Source organism: Agrobacterium rosae, assembly GCF_002915175.1.
In the GTDB taxonomy this organism is placed as follows: Bacteria; Pseudomonadota; Alphaproteobacteria; order Rhizobiales; family Rhizobiaceae; genus Agrobacterium; species Agrobacterium rosae.
Map to the genome: position 1 here is coordinate 291,320 of NZ_NXEJ01000003.1, position 14,989 is coordinate 306,308.

Consider the following 14,989-nt stretch of genomic DNA (forward strand, 5'->3'; position numbering starts at 1 on the left):
AATCCATAGCAACAGGATATTAATGGTCCTTGGGGGTCTTTTCCTGAGCCGAAGTAATCAAGAGGTGGCCGTTGATGGACATCGAGACGACGTCATTCGCTATCACCTGCATCTTCTGAATGATGCCGTCTTTCTAGGGCCTGTGAACATCAAGAAACATCCGTCAAGAAGTTCGACATCTGACTGCTCAAAAGCGCTACTGCTGCGATCGCTGATTAAGAGTGGACCCGTGCGCCGGGGCTGCCAGTCCCGGTTTCCGACTTATTGCCGGCGCTAATCTAAACCTCCTGCGGCAACCCGGTTAACCGGTCGTGCAGAAGGCGAACGGCTTTCGCAGGCCATGCTACAGCTGGTATGCCCGTCCTATTTTGGACGCTACTGGCTAAAGGCCCAAGAGCTTACACTGCGTGAAACTGCGCGGTGAACCTTGCTCGCCAGATGGCTGAAATCAGATCTCACAAACAAGGTTGATCTGAAGATGGTGCCGTGGTTTGAAGTAAGCAAATTGGCGGCGAGGCTTTGACAACGGGAATGGCAGAACAGTTTGACATGTTTTCGGAGCAGGCTCCGCGGGGCCAGGTGGTGACGCGTGGTGGCTCCAAATCCGCCAAGGTCGAAAAGCATGTCATCCCCGTGAGCGAAGAGGACATGGTCCGTCATCTGTCGGAGACAGGCCGCTACCGGATCCTGCAAAAACTTGCGCCACGCGCAGTTTCACCATTCTCACGCCCAGAGTACCCCCTCAAGGGCATCATTCTCGACACCGAGACCACGGGCCTCAATGCTCGCAAGGATGAGATCATCGAGATTGGCGTGATCGCTTTCACATTCGATGGGGCAGGAAGCATGGGTGATGTGACCGGGATCTATGGAGGGCTTCAGCAGCCGACCATCTCCATTCCCTCAGAAATCACCAGGCTCACCGGGATCACCGATGAGATGGTGACCGGGCAATCAATCGATATTGTTGTGTTGCGGGCGCTGATCGAACCAGCGGATCTGGTGATCGCCCACAATGCCGGTTTCGACCGGCCATTCTGCGAGGCGTTTTCTGATCTGTTCTCCGGTAAGGCCTGGGCTTGCTCCAACTCCGAGATCGACTGGGCTTCGCGCGGATATGAAGGCACCAAGCTCGGCTACCTCATCAGCCAGGCCGGCTACTTCCATGATGGTCATCGGGCTGTCGATGATTGTTTTGCGCTATTAGAGGTCCTGGCCCGTGACGTGGATGGACTCGCTTCCACCGCGTTCGCCGAACTCTATGAAGCAAGCCAGCGGTCGCGTGTCCGAATCTTTGCGGAGAACAGTCCCTTCGACATGAAAGACCAACTGAAAGCGCGAGGCTATCGCTGGTCCGACGGAAACGATGGCCGCCCCAAGGCCTGGTGGATTGAGGTTGGGGAGGAAGCGATTGATGATGAACTGCGCTATCTCCGGGACGAGATCTACCGCTATCCGGACGCTGATCCACCAACCAGACGGCTAACTGCCTTCGACCGATTCCGGGCTTAATCGCCCCTTTAACTTATTTCTTGTTGAACCCTTGCTTTGAGCGCGTGGCCGACCTGAGACCTTGTGCCTCATCGTCGGGCGTCCATGGGCCTATATTACAAACATCGAAACGACGTTGGAACCGAAGCAAGGTTGCTGGCGTCAAGAGACCTCACGTAAGGGGATCATAAAGAACGTAGCACGCTCCTTCAACAACTGGCGCAAGTACCGTCAGACCGTTACCGAACTTGGCCGAATGAGCTCGCGCGAACTGCAGGACCTCGGCATCAATCGTGCCGACATCTACAGCGCTGCTCGCCAGTCCGTCGCCCGCTAAGCGGCGGTTCCTGCCCACTCCGAATGATACGACGCCCGCTAATGACGCGGGCGCTTCTGCGTCTAGCCTGCCGCGAGGAACCATGCTGACGATCCCTGACCAAAAGTTTGAGGTCATGTACAATCGCATGGCCGTACTGCATCAAAGTTTGTTTTGTGTGCAGAGAGAACGGGTATGTTGGTTTCATCGAAGTGATGCACCTCCTGCCGCAAGGGACGTCTGTAGGAACAACGGCACTCCTACTCCCAGCCGTTGATCGGTTCTTTTCGAAAAGCCTGCCGCGTCTCCTCCCCGGCGGGCTTTGTCGTTTTGTGGCTGAACAGTGCCTGGGAATTAGCTGCGAATTTCACCTGCTTTCCTTGCCCTCAAGGGGCGACAGGTAGTTGCGTTTGAGGCGCACGAGCCGCCTGCTGTTCCTTTCTAAAAAGAAAACTCATACCGCAGCTGTTTTCACGCAAGAATAACCGAAAGTTGACCGGCTATGGTTTGCTGCTGAACTCTGATCTTTTAGTAGCCTTGAATTCGCCGGAATTTAATTAAGTGTATAAGGAATACATTCCTTCTCCGGAGTTCGAATATGGCGCTTGGCGCATCGCATCGCTTGCAGGAAAGCCTGGCGGCGGTTGAAACGATGACACGTTTCGCCCTTGCTGTTCTCGCACTCGCTTCCGGCGTCTACACCTACCTGGGTGTGCGCAGCATTCTGGACGGCTCGCCGACTGCGGTCTTTTTTGCCGCCATCATCTACTCTGCCTCTGTATCCGTCGGCATCTATGCCTTCTGGTCCTACATGGCGCGGTTTTATCCGCACGTCACTAGCCGTTCGAGCCGCACCGCCATGCTGGCGGTGATGGCCGCTGGCTGCGTGATGATCCTGGCAATGTCGAGCTGGTTGAATGCTGCCGCGCTCGCGGGATCGGCGGCATTTGAGCAGCATCTTGCGGAAACGGTCGAGGATTACACGGAAGATCTGGATCAGGCGCACCAGAATGCGCTGGCAGCACAGAGCCTGTTACCGGACATTCAACGCGCCAAGGAGCGGTTCACCCAGCTTGCGGCATCCGAACGACAGTCTGGCGCGCTGACCGGCACCACCGGTTCCGGCAGTGTCGTCTCACTGCTGTCGCAGATGTCGTCGCAACTGAACGAGCTGGAAACCGGCATCAATGCCTCGCGTGAGCAGGTTACCAGCCTGTTCAACGAAGGCCAGAAACGCCTCGAGACCATGCGTGGTCTCGTCTCGGCACCCGGCGTCGTCGAACCACGCGCAGACAAGTTCTCGTCGGAGGTTGTGGCCCTGACCGGCGTCATTACCTCGCTGGGGCAAACCTCAATCGCTCCCTCCATCCGCCGTGCCGCCGACGATCTTTCGCTTGGCTTCATCGCTCCAATCCCCGACGGCGGTGAACAGGATCTGATCACCCGCCAGGACCGCGTGATGGAAACCATCCGCACCTCGGTTGCGGCGCAATCCAAGGTGTTGTCCGACGCCGCCGACGAAATTCTCTCACGTGCGCCCGTGGCCGAGCGGCGTTTCGTGCCGCTCTCGTCGGCAGAAGCCGTTCTACGTTATGCTTCTGATTTCATTCCCGCTTGGGCAGGGGCCGTTTCCATCGACCTGTTGCCGGGTGTTTTGGTGTTCATTCTTGCCGTGGTAAATGGCGCAATTCGCAGGCAGGAAGAGGCCATGCCGTTCGCCGAACGGATCACCGTGGCAGAACTGATGCAGACGATGGCGATGCACAAGGCCATAGCCGCGGACGTTATGTCAGCGACCGAAGTGCAGGCCACAGTCGATGCCGTTGCCCAAGCCGTAGACGAAAACGACGAGACGGAGGTAAACAACATCACCAGTCTCGGTCTTAGCAAAACGCCGCGCAAAGGTCCGGCGACATGAAACCGGCATCGGCGTTCAAGGCCTTGATCGGCATGGATGACGGCGTGCTGATGCGCGGAGCCTTTTATGTGCTGCTGGCGGCAGCGGCCGCCTTTCTGGTGATCGACATTCGGGAGATCAGCACGGCCGAAGTGGCACGACCGGGTCTTGAAACATTGCCGGAGGTGCCGATCTTTCTTCCGCCAACGACCGCGCCAGGAGCGACTGGCGCGCCGCCAGTCCAACCCTCAAGCCCGGAGGAAGTCTTGCGCAAGCCGATGACATTCAATCTTGTCTCGGGTGGGGTGCTCGTGGCCGAAGGCACCATCGATCTAGGCGCAGCCGGCCGTTTTGCCAGTGAGGTCGAGGCCCGTGGTGAGTACATCAAATTGGTCTCTTTGAACTCACCGGGAGGTTCGGTCGATGACGCCATTGCGATGTCCAAGCTGATCCGGGAGAAGACTATCGCCACGAAGGTTGTGGAAAAGGCGCTTTGCGCCTCTTCCTGCCCAATCGTTTTTGCCGGTGGCGTCACGCGATCGGCCGAAAGAGATGCCGTGGTGGGCGTACATCAGGTGTTCAATGCAGGCATTGAGCGCCCATCACCGGAGCAAGCTATGTCCGGTGCTCAGGCAACCACAGCGCGCGTCGCACGACATCTCGACGAAATGGGTATTGGGGCCGGTTTGTGGATCCATGCGTTGGAGACCCCGCCCAACCAACTTTATTATCTCACACCCGCAGAAATGTTGGAATACCGGCTAACGACCGACGCAAGACCGGTGGCTGGGCCAAGCGCTGGCTGATGCACGATGATCAGACATCTCTAAAACTCACGGCCATACCTTGAAATCCTCGAAGAGCTGTCTTGCATTGTCAAACAGCCTGCAAAAGTTACCAGGTTTCGGGCGCAAACAGCGTTTAAAAGTTTCCACTTTGTTGTGATCCAATTCGGATGAATGTCCAAAGCAGCTACAGCAGGTAAACGCTGTTATTCTCGACGAACTGGGCTAAGTGCCGTTTCTAGCAGCGGGTGGTGCGCTACTGTTCCATCTTATCAGCCAGCTCTACGAAAAAACATCGCTCCTCGTCACAACAACCTGCCGTTTGCCGAATGGGTCACCATATTCGGCGACGCCAAGATGACGACTGCACTTCTCGACCGGATCACACATCACTGTGTCATCCTTGAAACCGGAAACGATCCATTCCGGTTTAAACAACGTAAAAATACGGCTCAGAACTCCGCCTGAAGTGTAAACTTTCAAACGGTGATTGACGGGCCAAGGGACTAACAATACTGACAATACGCACATTAACAGTTTCGTGGCACTTTCTCCTCCACTGCGGATACCACAAGTCATGGCTCAGGCTCTCGGGCCGGAAAACCCGACCGGCAGCTCTCCACCAAAGCACTTGTTTCGCGCGCGAGTATCCACGTGTCCGCGCCTATAGCGACAAAACCCGCCCCCTGTCCAATGGCTCTAGTCGCCGCCGCGTGGCCGTAGGCGAGCACGCCAGAACCTTTGCCTGCGTTGTTTATGCGCGTTATCGCTTCGGCGATCGCGCGCTGGACGGGCTCTACATTGGTTTGGCCGATATAGCCCATTGATGCAGCCAAATCGCCAGGTCCGATGAAGATTGCGTCAATTCCCGCAACCGCAGCAATCTCGTCAATATTTTCCAGCGCCAGCGGCGTCTCAGCCTGCACTATCACGCATATTTCGGTAGATGTACGCGCGACATAGCTTGTGTCTCGACCATAATTTGAGGCTCGGACCACACTCGATATGCCCCTTTTCCCTTCCGGAGGATATCGAGTCCAACTTACCGCTGCACTGGCCTGCGCTGCGGTATCTATCATAGGAAACATCAACGTTTTAACGCCGATATCTAACAAACGCTTTGTAATTACAGGTTCTGAGGTCGGTGGGCGAACTATGACAGAGGCGGCTTCACCAACTGCGCGTAACTGATCCGCAACGGTCGAGATCTCGTTCGGCGCGTGCTCCATATCAACTAGAAGCCAGTCTGCCCCGGAACCGGCCGCGATTTCCGCCGAGGCTACGTTGCACAGGCTGACCCACAGGCCTAGTTGCGGATCACTCCTGCTAAGTCCTTCTTTAAAACGATTACCAGCTTTAATCATCCTAAAACACTCACTTTCCGAATCTTCGGAGCACTAGTCGCCAAACGATATCACGATGAGCTTTTTGCCTCGCTCGATCTCATCGCCATCAACCCAAGAATGGCACGCGAACGCCATGAGATTTATCCTCCTGTCAGAATCCATCCTTTCAAGGCTCACCTTGTCGTGTATCGCATCATTGAAGATGGTAGCGTATTCGTCATCCGCATACGGCACAGCCATGAAGATTGTGCAGGAGATTCTTTCTAACCAACCACTTCACCAAATTTACAACATACTGGTCGTAAGTGCGAATCTCATCAAGGCGACACATGCTCCGGGTAAGCGGCTGTTAGCCGATCTAAAAACGACCCTTCACGTCGTGAAGGCCTGACCCCGCCCATTACGGGCTCGCTCTGCTCGAACAGAGTATCGAGTGCCATGCAATTTTTGATCTATGATGCAGCTCTAGACAGGGTGCTCACCGCTCATCCTTGCATGATACTTGCGAGGCGAGCAGCCCATGATTCGCTTGAAGGCGGTGCTGAAAGCGCTGTCAGAGTCATATCCGACCGCCCCGGCGGCTGAGGCAATTGTTCTGTGTGGCAGCCTCAGAGCGTCGGCGGCTAACATCATGCGCCAGCGCGTTAGATATTCCATCGGACTGGTGCCGACGCTCGCCTTGAAGCGGAGCGCAAAGACAGTGCGCGACATGCCAGCGATCTTGGCCATTGCCTCGACGCTCCATCGATCAGCTGGTTTCGCATGCAGAGCTGCGATGACCGCTGCGACGGGTGGGTCAGCTAACGCCGAAAGCCATCCAACACGTGTGCCGTCCCGCGCTGTGAGGTGCTGGCGCAGCGCCTGGATCAGTATCAAATGGGAGAGGTGCTCAACGAGAAGATCGCTTCCTGCTCTAGGTGTACGCAGCTCCGCCATCATTCGGTCCAGCGCCCAGCGCATCGCGGTCTGATCTGTTTGGTCGTTGATATGGACAACCGGTGGAAGCATGCCGAGCAGCAAACTCGAATCCGGAGTGTCGAAACCGAAATGTGCGGCACAGACGAAGCAAGTGCCTCCCTTCTCATAGATAACGACTTCGCCATTGCTTCGGCCGGCGAAGAAAACAGCGGCATCCACGGACGTGAGGCCTTGTTTGCTGCAAATGCGAAACGGACGACCGCTCGGGAGCAAGACGCAATCCCCGGCTTTGATTCGGAGCGGCGTGGCACCGTCCTCCAGCGTCAACCAACACTCACCTTCCAGCACCGCATAGCAGTACAGGCCCTCATGCGGTGCGAACCGGATTGAAAGGTCGCCTCCCACATCGGTGGCGCCGGTCTCCAGTCGACGAGGCTTCAGTATGGTCAGGATGTCGGACAATGGATCCATGTTTCGAACGATCTCGAAGATTTCTAGTCTGAACGAGCATAGATGGTTCGCAAAGGGCGGGGTAGTCTTTGGAAAATGTAAAATCAAAGGAAATCTCATGCCTACGTCCCTCGTTCTTTGGTTGCGGAGATGCTGCATCTTGGGAATGCTATGAAGATGGTGCATGTATCTAGATCGCGCCTGGGCCTGCTCGTCTGGGCGTCCACGGCAACGATCTCAACCGCGGTGGCGCTGTTTTCCTATCGCTATCTTGCGGGCCAGGGGCCGGTTCCCCAAAATATCGCTGCCAACCGGCAGCTCGATCCGTGGATTGCAGTGCACGCGGCCGGCGCTGCTACAGCACTGCTTCTCGGACCGTGGCAATTTCGGCCGCGATTAAGAGTACGGTGGCTGTTTCTTCACAAGTGTATTGGTCGCCTTTACGCCGTTGGTTGCGCGAGCGGTGGCCTGGCGGCACTGGTGCTAGCGACGGGTCTGTCCTCGGGTCCCGTGGCCGGTGCGGGTTTCGCTGCCCTGGGCTTGGCGTGGCTCATGACGACGGGTCTTGCAGTACGCGAGGTTCTTACCGGCCGTATTGCATCGCACCGGCGCTGGATGATCCGGTCCTTTGCGCTCACGCTTTCAGCAGTGACGCTTCGTCTCTACCTGCCGCTCTCGCAGGTCTTCAACATCGAATTTCTAACAGCCTACCGCACTATCGCCTGGGCTTGCTGGCTACCAAACCTTCTGCTCGCGGAGCTCTATCTCTGGCACCGTCCGACAAGCGTTCTGGTCGCTCATTCCAAGACAACTAACAGGGAGTAATTGAATGCGTATCTTCATGACGGGGGCAACCGGTTTTGTCGGCCCTGCGCTCATTGAGCATCTGTCGACAAAAGGCCACGAGATCGTCGGATTGGCCCGTTCAAAGACATCAGAGCGTCGCTTGCGGTCTCTAGGCGCGCGTCCGCTTGCAGGGAGCATCGTAGATCTCGATATTCTCCGTAGAGGAGCTGCCGAGGCCGATGCGGTCGTCCATCTCGCCTACAGCTTTTCGCCGGGTGACCTCCCGCGCTGGCGCCTGTTCGGCGCTCTACTCGGGGGATTGCCCGGCAACACCGTCGCGAGAATGATGCAGGCGATAACGGCCACGAACGAGGCAGCCATCGATGCTTTGGCCGCGGCGTTGGCTGGATCCGGACGCCCGATGGTGACGGCGTTCGCAACTATGGGCGTGGCCGGCCCCCCAGGCGCGCGCGCCGAACGTCTTGCTGTGGAAACCGACTTACCCGATCCCCGCTCGCCCGGTCACGTTCGTGCTGTCAGCGAGGCCTTGGTGAGGCAATGGGCGCAGCGTGGCGTGCGCGCATCCGTGGTTCGGCTCGCGCCGTCAGTGCACGGTCGGGGCGACAGTGGATTAATTCCGCAACTCGCGACAGCTGCCCGTAAGAATGGTGAGGTGCTCTATGTCGGAAACGGCTCAAATCGATGGAGTGGGGTACATATCGGCGATGCCGTCTCTCTCTTTGAGCTGGCGCTTGAAAAGGGACGGGCGGGGGGTGTTTATCACGGCGCAGCAGAGGAGGGGGTCACATACAAGCAGATTGCTGAAATCATGGGCAAAGATCTCGGTCTTCCGGTCCGATCCGCAACATCGCTGCAAGCCAAGCGCCAGTTCGGCTTCCTGGCGCCCTTTGTGGGAGTCGATAACCCCGTTGACAGCCAGCGGACACAGCAAGAACTCGGCTGGCGGCCGGTTGGCCCCGCATTGATCGACGATCTAGAAGGATTGAATTATTTCGGCGAAGCATAAACCGTTCAGTAGTGCCGAGCGCTAAGAAGGAAAGAGCCGGGCAAAACCGCCGCCCGGCTCCATTGCTCCAACGAGGACGATCAGAAACTCAGGATGATCTTGCCACGCGCCCTGCCAGATGCTTGGCGATCAAAGGCTTCTGCGAACGAGGTGATGGGAAAGACAGCGTCGATCAGGGCTGAATGGCCCTTTGCGTCCATCGCCTTGACCAGATCCGAGAGCCGTTTTGCGTTCGATGTGTGGAACACGAAGGCACCTTCGATCTTGTGGGCGGTCGCCAGTGCCTGATCGGGCGGAGACACGGTGGAAAGCAGCTTGCCGCCACTGCGCAACACCTCGAAAGAGCGCTGCTGTGTCTCCCCGCCGATCGTGTCCAGCACCACATCGATGTCCGAAACCTTGCGCGTAAAATCCTCGGATCGATAGTCGATGACCTGATCGGCACCCAGTTCGCGCGCGATCTCTACACCGTCTCCCGAGGCGGTGGCGATGACCCGCGCGCCAAGCCCTCTGGCGAACTGGATGGCAAAACTACCGACACCCCCGGTACCTGCATGCACAAGGGCGGTCTGGCCGGCCTGAAGATCCGCCATCTCTACAAGTGCCTGCCAGGCTGTTCCTGCGGCGGTCGGCAATCCGGCCGCGATGTTGAAGTCCAGATCTTGAGAAACAAGCGCCAGTTGATCTTCGGGAACGATGGCGTAGTCCGCGAAAGCGCCACCCTTCGTCGGATCGAGCCGCGCCATGACCCGATCGCCTGTCAGCCACCGCGAGGTCAGTGAACCCGTTTTCTCGATCGTGCCGGCGAGATCCGTGCCCATGGCAGATGGGAAGGTGAGCGGGAAGTAGGCGTGCACCTGACCGCGCTGCAGCTTGACGTCGAGCGGGTTGAGGGCCGCGGCTGCAATGCGGACCAGCACCTCTCCGTCTTTCGGCTCAGGGATAGCGGCGTCCTGCAGAACAGGGGTTTGCTCATAATCTGAAAGAATGATCTGTTGCATTGTCAGCTCCTAGTTCTTGAAAGGCCAGGCACCCATCTGGGCAAACCACCCCATCCAGTCTTCCATGTGCCAGGTATGCGTAATCCGGCCGTTCTCGAAGGCATGGAACTCATGGATCGGAAGCGAGAATTCGTGGCCGGTCGGGGCAACCCCAAACCAAACTCCGACATGGCGTCCGGATATCACGGCGCGGACCGCAGCCTTGTCTGGCCCACCGATCACATCGACGATCTCGATCTTGAGGTCAGCGAACGCCTCGGAGAATGCGGCGATCATAGGCTTGAATCCATCTCGGCCCGCTGCCTGCCCGGGAGCAAGCGGGATGTCTTGCCATTCGAGAACGACGCTTTTGTCAAGAAGTAAAGGGTTTCCTTCGAACGCCCTGTAGAAGGTACGAAGCGTCTGCAGATCGGCGGCGCTTATTCCGCTGTATGATGGTTGTTCGTTGCTCATATCAATCTCTCCATGTTGACGGTGAGCAAGAATACGCCGCTCGATTTCATCATTGTAATCGATATCGGATATGATCTAACATCCACCGCATGGATTTACATGGTATCGATCTGAACCTCCTCGTCGCCTTCGACGCTCTTATGGCGGAGCGGAGCGTGACGCGTGCAGGCGTGCGGATCGGACGCACACAGCCGGCGATGAGTGCTGCGCTATCCCGTCTGCGTGCTCTCTTGCAGGATGAGTTGTTTATCCGTGGCCCAGACGGGCTGCAGCCAACGCCGCACGCGCTCGATCTCGCCGAACCGCTTGGTCATGCGCTGGCAGAAATCCAGCGAACCCTGGAGTTTACGCAGGTCTTCGACACCTCGAAGTCAACCGTCACACTCTCGATCGGCTTGTCAGAACACGCGGCGTTTGTTGTCCTGCCAAAACTGCTTGCTGTCCTGCGGACTCAGGCGCCGGGTATCGTTTTGCGGATCCGCAACTTTGACCACCGCGACGAGGTCATCTCGCTTCTGGATTCTGGGGAGGCGGATCTTACTGTCGGAGTTCCGCACACGCCGGCCGGTCGGATACTGACCGAACCTCTGTTCGAGGAAGCTTTCGTCTGCGTCTTTCGCAAAGACCACCCGCAAGCCGCCGCAGAGCTGACGCTCGACGCATTTCTACAGATGTCGCATCTCCTAGTTTCTCCGGAAAACGAGCGGTTCGGGATGGTCGATGCCGCGCTGGGCAAGCTGGGGCTTCGACGGCGCCTTGCGCTGACGCTGCCGCAGATGTACGCAGCACCGCCGCTTGTTGCGTCGTCCGACCTCATAGCAACGCTCATGAAGGGCGTCGTTGAAGCCTCCGGGTATCGCGAAAGGCTTCACGTTATGAAGCCGCCATTAGAACTTGGAACGGCGAAGTTCGACATGGCGTGGCATAGGCGCAACGACGTTCACCCCGCGCAGCGCTGGCTGCGTGAAGTGATAGGGTCGCTCTTTGAAAACTCGCCTCCTAGACTGGCCACTGTCGGAAAGGTTGGACGGTATTCGCGGTTGTAGCTCGCCTCAATCCTTGTGCAGCTGCCACGCCCCTGGGCACCCGAGGCCCTAAGGCCACGAAGCCAGAAGCCTGCACTTGGTTAGACCTGCGCGGTGCCACCGTCAGCAAAGACTTCGCTGCCGGTCATGAAGCTACTGTCCTCCGAAGCAAGGAACAGCGCGACAGCCGCGATCTCGTCGGGGTTTGCGACCCGACCGAGCGGAACCTGCGCTGCAAGACCTTCGAGCAACGCAGCCTCATCCGCGGCTGTTACGAGACCCTTCAAGCCCGGAGTCTCCGTGGCGCCGGGAGACATTACGTTAACCCGGATACCTGATCCCTTCAGATCCAGGGCCCAGCTACGGGCAAAGTTGCGGATCGCTGCCTTCGTCGCGCTGTATACGCTGAACGCTGCGGTTCCCATGGAGCCGGTTGTCGATCCGGTGAGGATAATTGATCCACCCGCCTGCATCAGCGGCAGTGCTTTCTGTACTGTGAATAGGGTGCCCTTAACGTTGGTGCTAAAGGTCTGATCGAAAGACGCCTCGTCAATTGCACCAAGGGGAGCAAACATGCCTGAACCCGCATTGGCGAAGAGGACGTCTATCCGCCCTCTCTTATCCCGTACAATCTCGAACAGACGATCTAAATCGTCGAGCCGGGACACGTCGCCCTGTACCGCCGTTACCCCAGCGCCAATCGTTTTAACCGCTCTGTCAAGTTCCTCTTGGCGGCGGCCGGTGATGAAAATCTCGGCCCCTTCTGCGGCGATCCGCTTCGCTGTCGCTAGGCCGATCCCACTGTTCCCGCCAGTGATGACAGCGATTTTGCCTTGAAGTCTGCCCATCGAAATCTCCTTTCGTGATGTCATGTGAGGTCAACATAGACATGAGCTTTCTCTATTGATAGTATGCACCTTTTGGTAAGTACACGGAGCGCTCTAATGGGCACGTCCAATTTCATTTGCGGTCTCGACGCCTCACTCGCTGTCATTGGCGGCAAATGGAAGCCGTTGATCCTTTTTCACCTAGCTTACGAAGCTCGACGTTACGGCGACCTCAAGCGTGCGATCGGCAACGTCAGTGACAAGATGCTCATTCAGCAGCTCAAAGAACTTGAGGCCGACGGGATTGTTGATCGGCGCGACTTCAAGGAAATCCCTCCAAAAGTCGAATATTCGCTTACTCCATTCGGCGAAACTCTCGCTGAGGCGCTGAAGCCTCTTTGTGCCTGGGGAACTCAGCACATGTCGGAGGTTGAGAAAGTGATGTCTCGACGAGAACCTACCAAGTTGAAAATTGCTTGATGCCCTCGGCTGGACGAGCCCTCAAGGGCTGGAGCGAACACAACAGGGTGAGTTGTCGCGCAGCGAAGGATATTGAAAGTCCTATCGGATGGTAACGATTGGACCTAGAGTTGCTTTGAGGCGTTGGCTCGTCGATCTCGCCGCTAAAGCGTCCACGTCAAATTCTTTCCATCAGCGCCCTGATCAGAAGTGTTTAGCTTATTTTGGCGTGATCACAAATGGAGCCCTTACATCTGCATCAGCAGTTTTTTGTTGATCATTTGTTTGACGGGAACCGATTAGACAAAGGCGCATTTGTTGAGCTTAAAAGTGAAAGGCTCAAAATGCGGAACATCATCGCCGGCGTCGTGCTCACAATCTGTATCTTGCCAATTGCTGCAGGCTCGATGAAGTTAGCAACCGAATTCACCAAAATAACACCTCCTCAAGAATTTTCGGATCTCACCAGCCAGCCACTCTGGACGGTGGACGCAAGAAGGGTAGACGTCGCCAGCCAAAACTACGAACGAATTCCAGGGATTCTTGTACCTGAAGAACCGGTGGCCTCGGCGAAGATCAGCTCAAATATATTTGGTTCGAAATCAGCTGAGGAAGGCCAAACAGCGGAGGCTGACAATGACAATCCGCGGGTTCAGCTCGTCGCTCAGCAATGGTGCAGCACCCGTTATCGCTCATATGATCGGTCGGATAATAGCTACCAACCCTATGGCGGAGCTGCCCGGAAACCATGTGTGGCTCCCGCCACAACCATTTCAGAAATGCAAGACACGTCATTGGCGACCATATCTTCCTCGGCGGATGAACACGTCACTTGGTGCAGTAGTCGCTACAGCTCCTATCGCATGGAGGACAATAGCTATCAACCTTTCTCCGGCAAACGAAAGCAGTGCCGCTCGCCTGTCGTTCAATCTGCAAGCAATCATGTTGCAAGTTCAGACATCGAAATGAGCGCTTCAATCAATTAGATGGCTCAGTCCCAGCGTTTGATCCCACTATCGGTGCCGAAGTGCGCGCCCGAACGCCGAGGAGTTGGACAATTGATCAGCCTGCCAACCCATCCCCGCTGGCTTACAATTTTGAGCCGCAAGTAGTCAAACGTCAGAGTCTAGTCACAGCGCGACGATCACGCGGTTCAAGCGGTTGGAGTTAAGGAACAATTTTTTGGCTCCATAGCGAGGCCCGAAGGAATGGATATCGTTAGCTTTCAATCTCGATTAATCGCTGGGCCGGTTGCGATCGTGAAGCCGTGTAAATGCCCTTCAGAACGATACTTCAGTCCGTCATTTGTTTCGAGCCTCTCTCCGGAGGGGCACGTTGCTTGTGTACTGGCGCCAAGAGCTGACCACGTACATCATATTGGATTGCGATATGTGCATGGCTGGGCTGCGAGCTGAACGCTGGTGATCGAGGCAGCTTCTGCTATGTTTGTATCAACGCAGCGATGCACCTCCTACCGCAATGTTTCGTTTTGCAGGGCGACCTAATCCTCCTCCCAAGGGTCGCCTTACGGAGCAGCGGCACTCCTCCCTACTGTTGTTTGAATAGCCCCGCGTTTCGTAGACACCCTCGTGTTACGTTTTTTGCTGCTTTTCGAACTCGACAGGTGACAGCATTCCGTTTCTGACGTGTTTGCGCTTCGGGTTTTAGAACATCTCGATGTAATCGGACACGTCCTGCCTGGCGTCGTCTCTTGAACGATCATAGACATGGCAGAAGCGATGAAGCTAACCGGTCGAAGCGATAAGACCATCCGCAAATACTGTCATGACTACGGCATAGGCCGACAATCCGGTTCAGGCGTTCGAATAGAAATATCTGCACCTGCGCTCGAAATGGTGATGCATGGCCAGTGGGGAGCGTTAGAGCTTCTTCGAGAAGGTAGCCGAACTGTTTTTACAGAGCGAAGGTCAGTTGTTTTGCTTTGCCGCTTTTTTTGCGTTTCCAGCCATTTAAAATCCGTATCCGCATGTTTCTGAAAGTCATTCCGAGTTGCTGTTGTCTTCTGTTTGTCAAAGCCCGGTCAAATATCCAAGGCATGCCCATTACCGCCGATGCCTATGTCACCGCGCTCATGGTGTGTGACGTTTTGTTGACTGGTAGCGATGAAGATACAGATAAAACGGCCGCCATTTACTCGGTGAGAGGGTACAAAAAAAGCCCGGAAAAACCGGGCTTTTGATGGTCTAT

General features: G+C 56.4%; 15 protein-coding genes and 3 pseudogenes. 12 read left to right on the forward strand and 6 right to left on the reverse strand.

Translation table 11 applies throughout. The annotated features are described in order from the left end of the window. Positions 1–531 precede the first annotated feature (531 nt). The 5 genes and pseudogenes from CPJ18_RS07130 to CPJ18_RS07155 form a co-directional block, all read left to right on the forward strand. Entirely contained in the window at positions 532–1,512 is a 981-nt protein-coding gene (locus tag CPJ18_RS07130) for a 3'-5' exonuclease (protein ID WP_103657527.1), read from the forward strand. A 166-nt stretch (positions 1,513–1,678) separates the two neighbouring features. Further along, the gene (locus CPJ18_RS07135) at positions 1,679–1,828 is read left to right on the forward strand and encodes a DUF1127 domain-containing protein (protein ID WP_103657576.1); all 150 of its coding nucleotides are present in this window, start codon (positions 1,679–1,681) and stop codon (positions 1,826–1,828) included. Positions 1,829–2,405: 577 nt separating this feature from the next. Then, positions 2,406–3,725 (forward strand): hypothetical protein, encoded by a 1,320-nt coding sequence (locus CPJ18_RS07145; RefSeq protein WP_103657529.1) that lies wholly within the window; start codon positions 2,406–2,408, stop codon positions 3,723–3,725. Next, entirely contained in the window at positions 3,722–4,510 is a 789-nt protein-coding gene (locus CPJ18_RS07150; protein ID WP_103657530.1) for a COG3904 family protein, read from the forward strand. Before CPJ18_RS07145 ends, CPJ18_RS07150 begins: the two co-directional genes overlap by 4 nt. A gap of 181 nt (positions 4,511–4,691) precedes the next feature. Further along, positions 4,692–4,957 (forward strand): annotated as a pseudogene (locus CPJ18_RS07155) (ATP-binding protein); the annotation flags it as partial. A 107-nt stretch (positions 4,958–5,064) separates the two neighbouring features. Here the strand turns inward: CPJ18_RS07155 and CPJ18_RS07160 are convergent. After that, positions 5,065–5,853: an HpcH/HpaI aldolase family protein gene (locus CPJ18_RS07160; protein ID WP_103657531.1), complete on the reverse strand. Its 789-nt coding sequence runs from the start codon at positions 5,851–5,853 to the stop codon at positions 5,065–5,067. 18 nt (positions 5,854–5,871) lie between these two features. On the opposite strand from CPJ18_RS07160, the pseudogene CPJ18_RS07165 reads away from it, so the two are divergent. Next, a pseudogene (locus CPJ18_RS07165) lies at positions 5,872–6,102 on the forward strand (type II toxin-antitoxin system RelE/ParE family toxin); the annotation flags it as partial. Positions 6,103–6,300: 198 nt separating this feature from the next. On the opposite strand, the gene CPJ18_RS07170 reads toward CPJ18_RS07165, so the two are convergent. Beyond that, positions 6,301–7,224 carry an AraC family transcriptional regulator gene (locus CPJ18_RS07170; RefSeq protein WP_103657532.1) on the reverse strand — a complete coding sequence of 308 codons (924 nt, stop codon included), beginning with the start codon at positions 7,222–7,224 and terminating at the stop codon, positions 6,301–6,303. Between the two features lie 150 nt (positions 7,225–7,374). On the opposite strand from CPJ18_RS07170, the gene CPJ18_RS07175 reads away from it, so the two are divergent. Both CPJ18_RS07175 and CPJ18_RS07180 read left to right on the forward strand, forming a co-directional pair. Beyond that, a complete protein-coding gene (locus CPJ18_RS07175) occupies positions 7,375–8,028 on the forward strand; it encodes a DUF2306 domain-containing protein (protein WP_245445359.1) in 654 nt (217 codons plus the stop codon). A gap of 4 nt (positions 8,029–8,032) precedes the next feature. After that, entirely contained in the window at positions 8,033–9,016 is a 984-nt protein-coding gene (locus CPJ18_RS07180) for an SDR family oxidoreductase (protein WP_103657533.1), read from the forward strand. Positions 9,017–9,096: 80 nt separating this feature from the next. Here the strand turns inward: CPJ18_RS07180 and CPJ18_RS07185 are convergent, their stop codons facing one another. Both CPJ18_RS07185 and CPJ18_RS07190 read right to left on the reverse strand, forming a co-directional pair. Beyond that, the gene (locus CPJ18_RS07185; RefSeq protein WP_103657534.1) at positions 9,097–10,017 is read right to left on the reverse strand and encodes an NADP-dependent oxidoreductase; all 921 of its coding nucleotides are present in this window, start codon (positions 10,015–10,017) and stop codon (positions 9,097–9,099) included. 9 nt (positions 10,018–10,026) lie between these two features. Beyond that, positions 10,027–10,470 carry an ester cyclase gene (locus CPJ18_RS07190; RefSeq protein ID WP_103657535.1) on the reverse strand — a complete coding sequence of 148 codons (444 nt, stop codon included), beginning with the start codon at positions 10,468–10,470 and terminating at the stop codon, positions 10,027–10,029. 89 nt (positions 10,471–10,559) lie between these two features. Between CPJ18_RS07190 and CPJ18_RS07195 the strand changes: the two genes are divergently transcribed. Next, positions 10,560–11,516 carry a LysR family transcriptional regulator gene (locus CPJ18_RS07195; RefSeq protein ID WP_103657536.1) on the forward strand — a complete coding sequence of 319 codons (957 nt, stop codon included), beginning with the start codon at positions 10,560–10,562 and terminating at the stop codon, positions 11,514–11,516. 80 nt (positions 11,517–11,596) lie between these two features. On the opposite strand, the gene CPJ18_RS07200 is transcribed toward CPJ18_RS07195, so the two are convergent. Beyond that, entirely contained in the window at positions 11,597–12,343 is a 747-nt protein-coding gene (locus CPJ18_RS07200; protein ID WP_103657537.1) for an SDR family NAD(P)-dependent oxidoreductase, read from the reverse strand. Between the two features lie 96 nt (positions 12,344–12,439). Here CPJ18_RS07200 and CPJ18_RS07205 point away from each other — a divergent pair, with 96 nt between their 5' ends. Together CPJ18_RS07205 and CPJ18_RS07210 are read left to right on the forward strand one after the other, a co-directional pair. Next, the gene (locus CPJ18_RS07205) at positions 12,440–12,802 is read left to right on the forward strand and encodes a winged helix-turn-helix transcriptional regulator (protein WP_103657538.1); all 363 of its coding nucleotides are present in this window, start codon (positions 12,440–12,442) and stop codon (positions 12,800–12,802) included. 218 nt (positions 12,803–13,020) lie between these two features. Beyond that, entirely contained in the window at positions 13,021–13,767 is a 747-nt protein-coding gene (locus CPJ18_RS07210; protein ID WP_103657539.1) for a BA14K family protein, read from the forward strand. A 606-nt stretch (positions 13,768–14,373) separates the two neighbouring features. Here the strand turns inward: CPJ18_RS07210 and CPJ18_RS07215 are convergent. After that, a pseudogene (locus CPJ18_RS07215) lies at positions 14,374–14,499 on the reverse strand (IS3 family transposase); the annotation flags it as partial. Between the two features lie 224 nt (positions 14,500–14,723). Between CPJ18_RS07215 and CPJ18_RS26765 the strand changes: the two are divergent. Next, positions 14,724–14,981 carry a hypothetical protein gene (locus CPJ18_RS26765; protein WP_167397851.1) on the forward strand — a complete coding sequence of 86 codons (258 nt, stop codon included), beginning with the start codon at positions 14,724–14,726 and terminating at the stop codon, positions 14,979–14,981. Positions 14,982–14,989: the final 8 nt, after the last annotated feature.

Bases quoted from the DNA above. Each gene is read 5' to 3' on its own strand.
- CPJ18_RS07185 (WP_103657534.1), bottom strand. From the start codon at position 10,017: ATGCAACAGATCATTCTTTCAGATTATGAGCAAACCCCTGTTCTGCAG.
- CPJ18_RS07150 (WP_103657530.1), top strand. From the start codon at position 3,722: ATGAAACCGGCATCGGCGTTCAAGGCCTTGATCGGCATGGATGACGGC.
- CPJ18_RS07200 (WP_103657537.1), bottom strand. From the start codon at position 12,343: ATGGGCAGACTTCAAGGCAAAATCGCTGTCATCACTGGCGGGAACAGT.
- CPJ18_RS07205 (WP_103657538.1), top strand. From the start codon at position 12,440: ATGGGCACGTCCAATTTCATTTGCGGTCTCGACGCCTCACTCGCTGTC.
- CPJ18_RS07175 (WP_245445359.1), top strand. From the start codon at position 7,375: ATGAAGATGGTGCATGTATCTAGATCGCGCCTGGGCCTGCTCGTCTGG.
- CPJ18_RS07170 (WP_103657532.1), bottom strand. From the start codon at position 7,224: ATGGATCCATTGTCCGACATCCTGACCATACTGAAGCCTCGTCGACTG.
- CPJ18_RS07190 (WP_103657535.1), bottom strand. From the start codon at position 10,470: ATGAGCAACGAACAACCATCATACAGCGGAATAAGCGCCGCCGATCTG.
- CPJ18_RS07160 (WP_103657531.1), bottom strand. From the start codon at position 5,853: ATGATTAAAGCTGGTAATCGTTTTAAAGAAGGACTTAGCAGGAGTGAT.
- CPJ18_RS07180 (WP_103657533.1), top strand. From the start codon at position 8,033: ATGCGTATCTTCATGACGGGGGCAACCGGTTTTGTCGGCCCTGCGCTC.
- CPJ18_RS07210 (WP_103657539.1), top strand. From the start codon at position 13,021: ATGGAGCCCTTACATCTGCATCAGCAGTTTTTTGTTGATCATTTGTTT.
- CPJ18_RS07195 (WP_103657536.1), top strand. From the start codon at position 10,560: ATGGATTTACATGGTATCGATCTGAACCTCCTCGTCGCCTTCGACGCT.
- CPJ18_RS07130 (WP_103657527.1), top strand. From the start codon at position 532: ATGGCAGAACAGTTTGACATGTTTTCGGAGCAGGCTCCGCGGGGCCAG.
- CPJ18_RS07145 (WP_103657529.1), top strand. From the start codon at position 2,406: ATGGCGCTTGGCGCATCGCATCGCTTGCAGGAAAGCCTGGCGGCGGTT.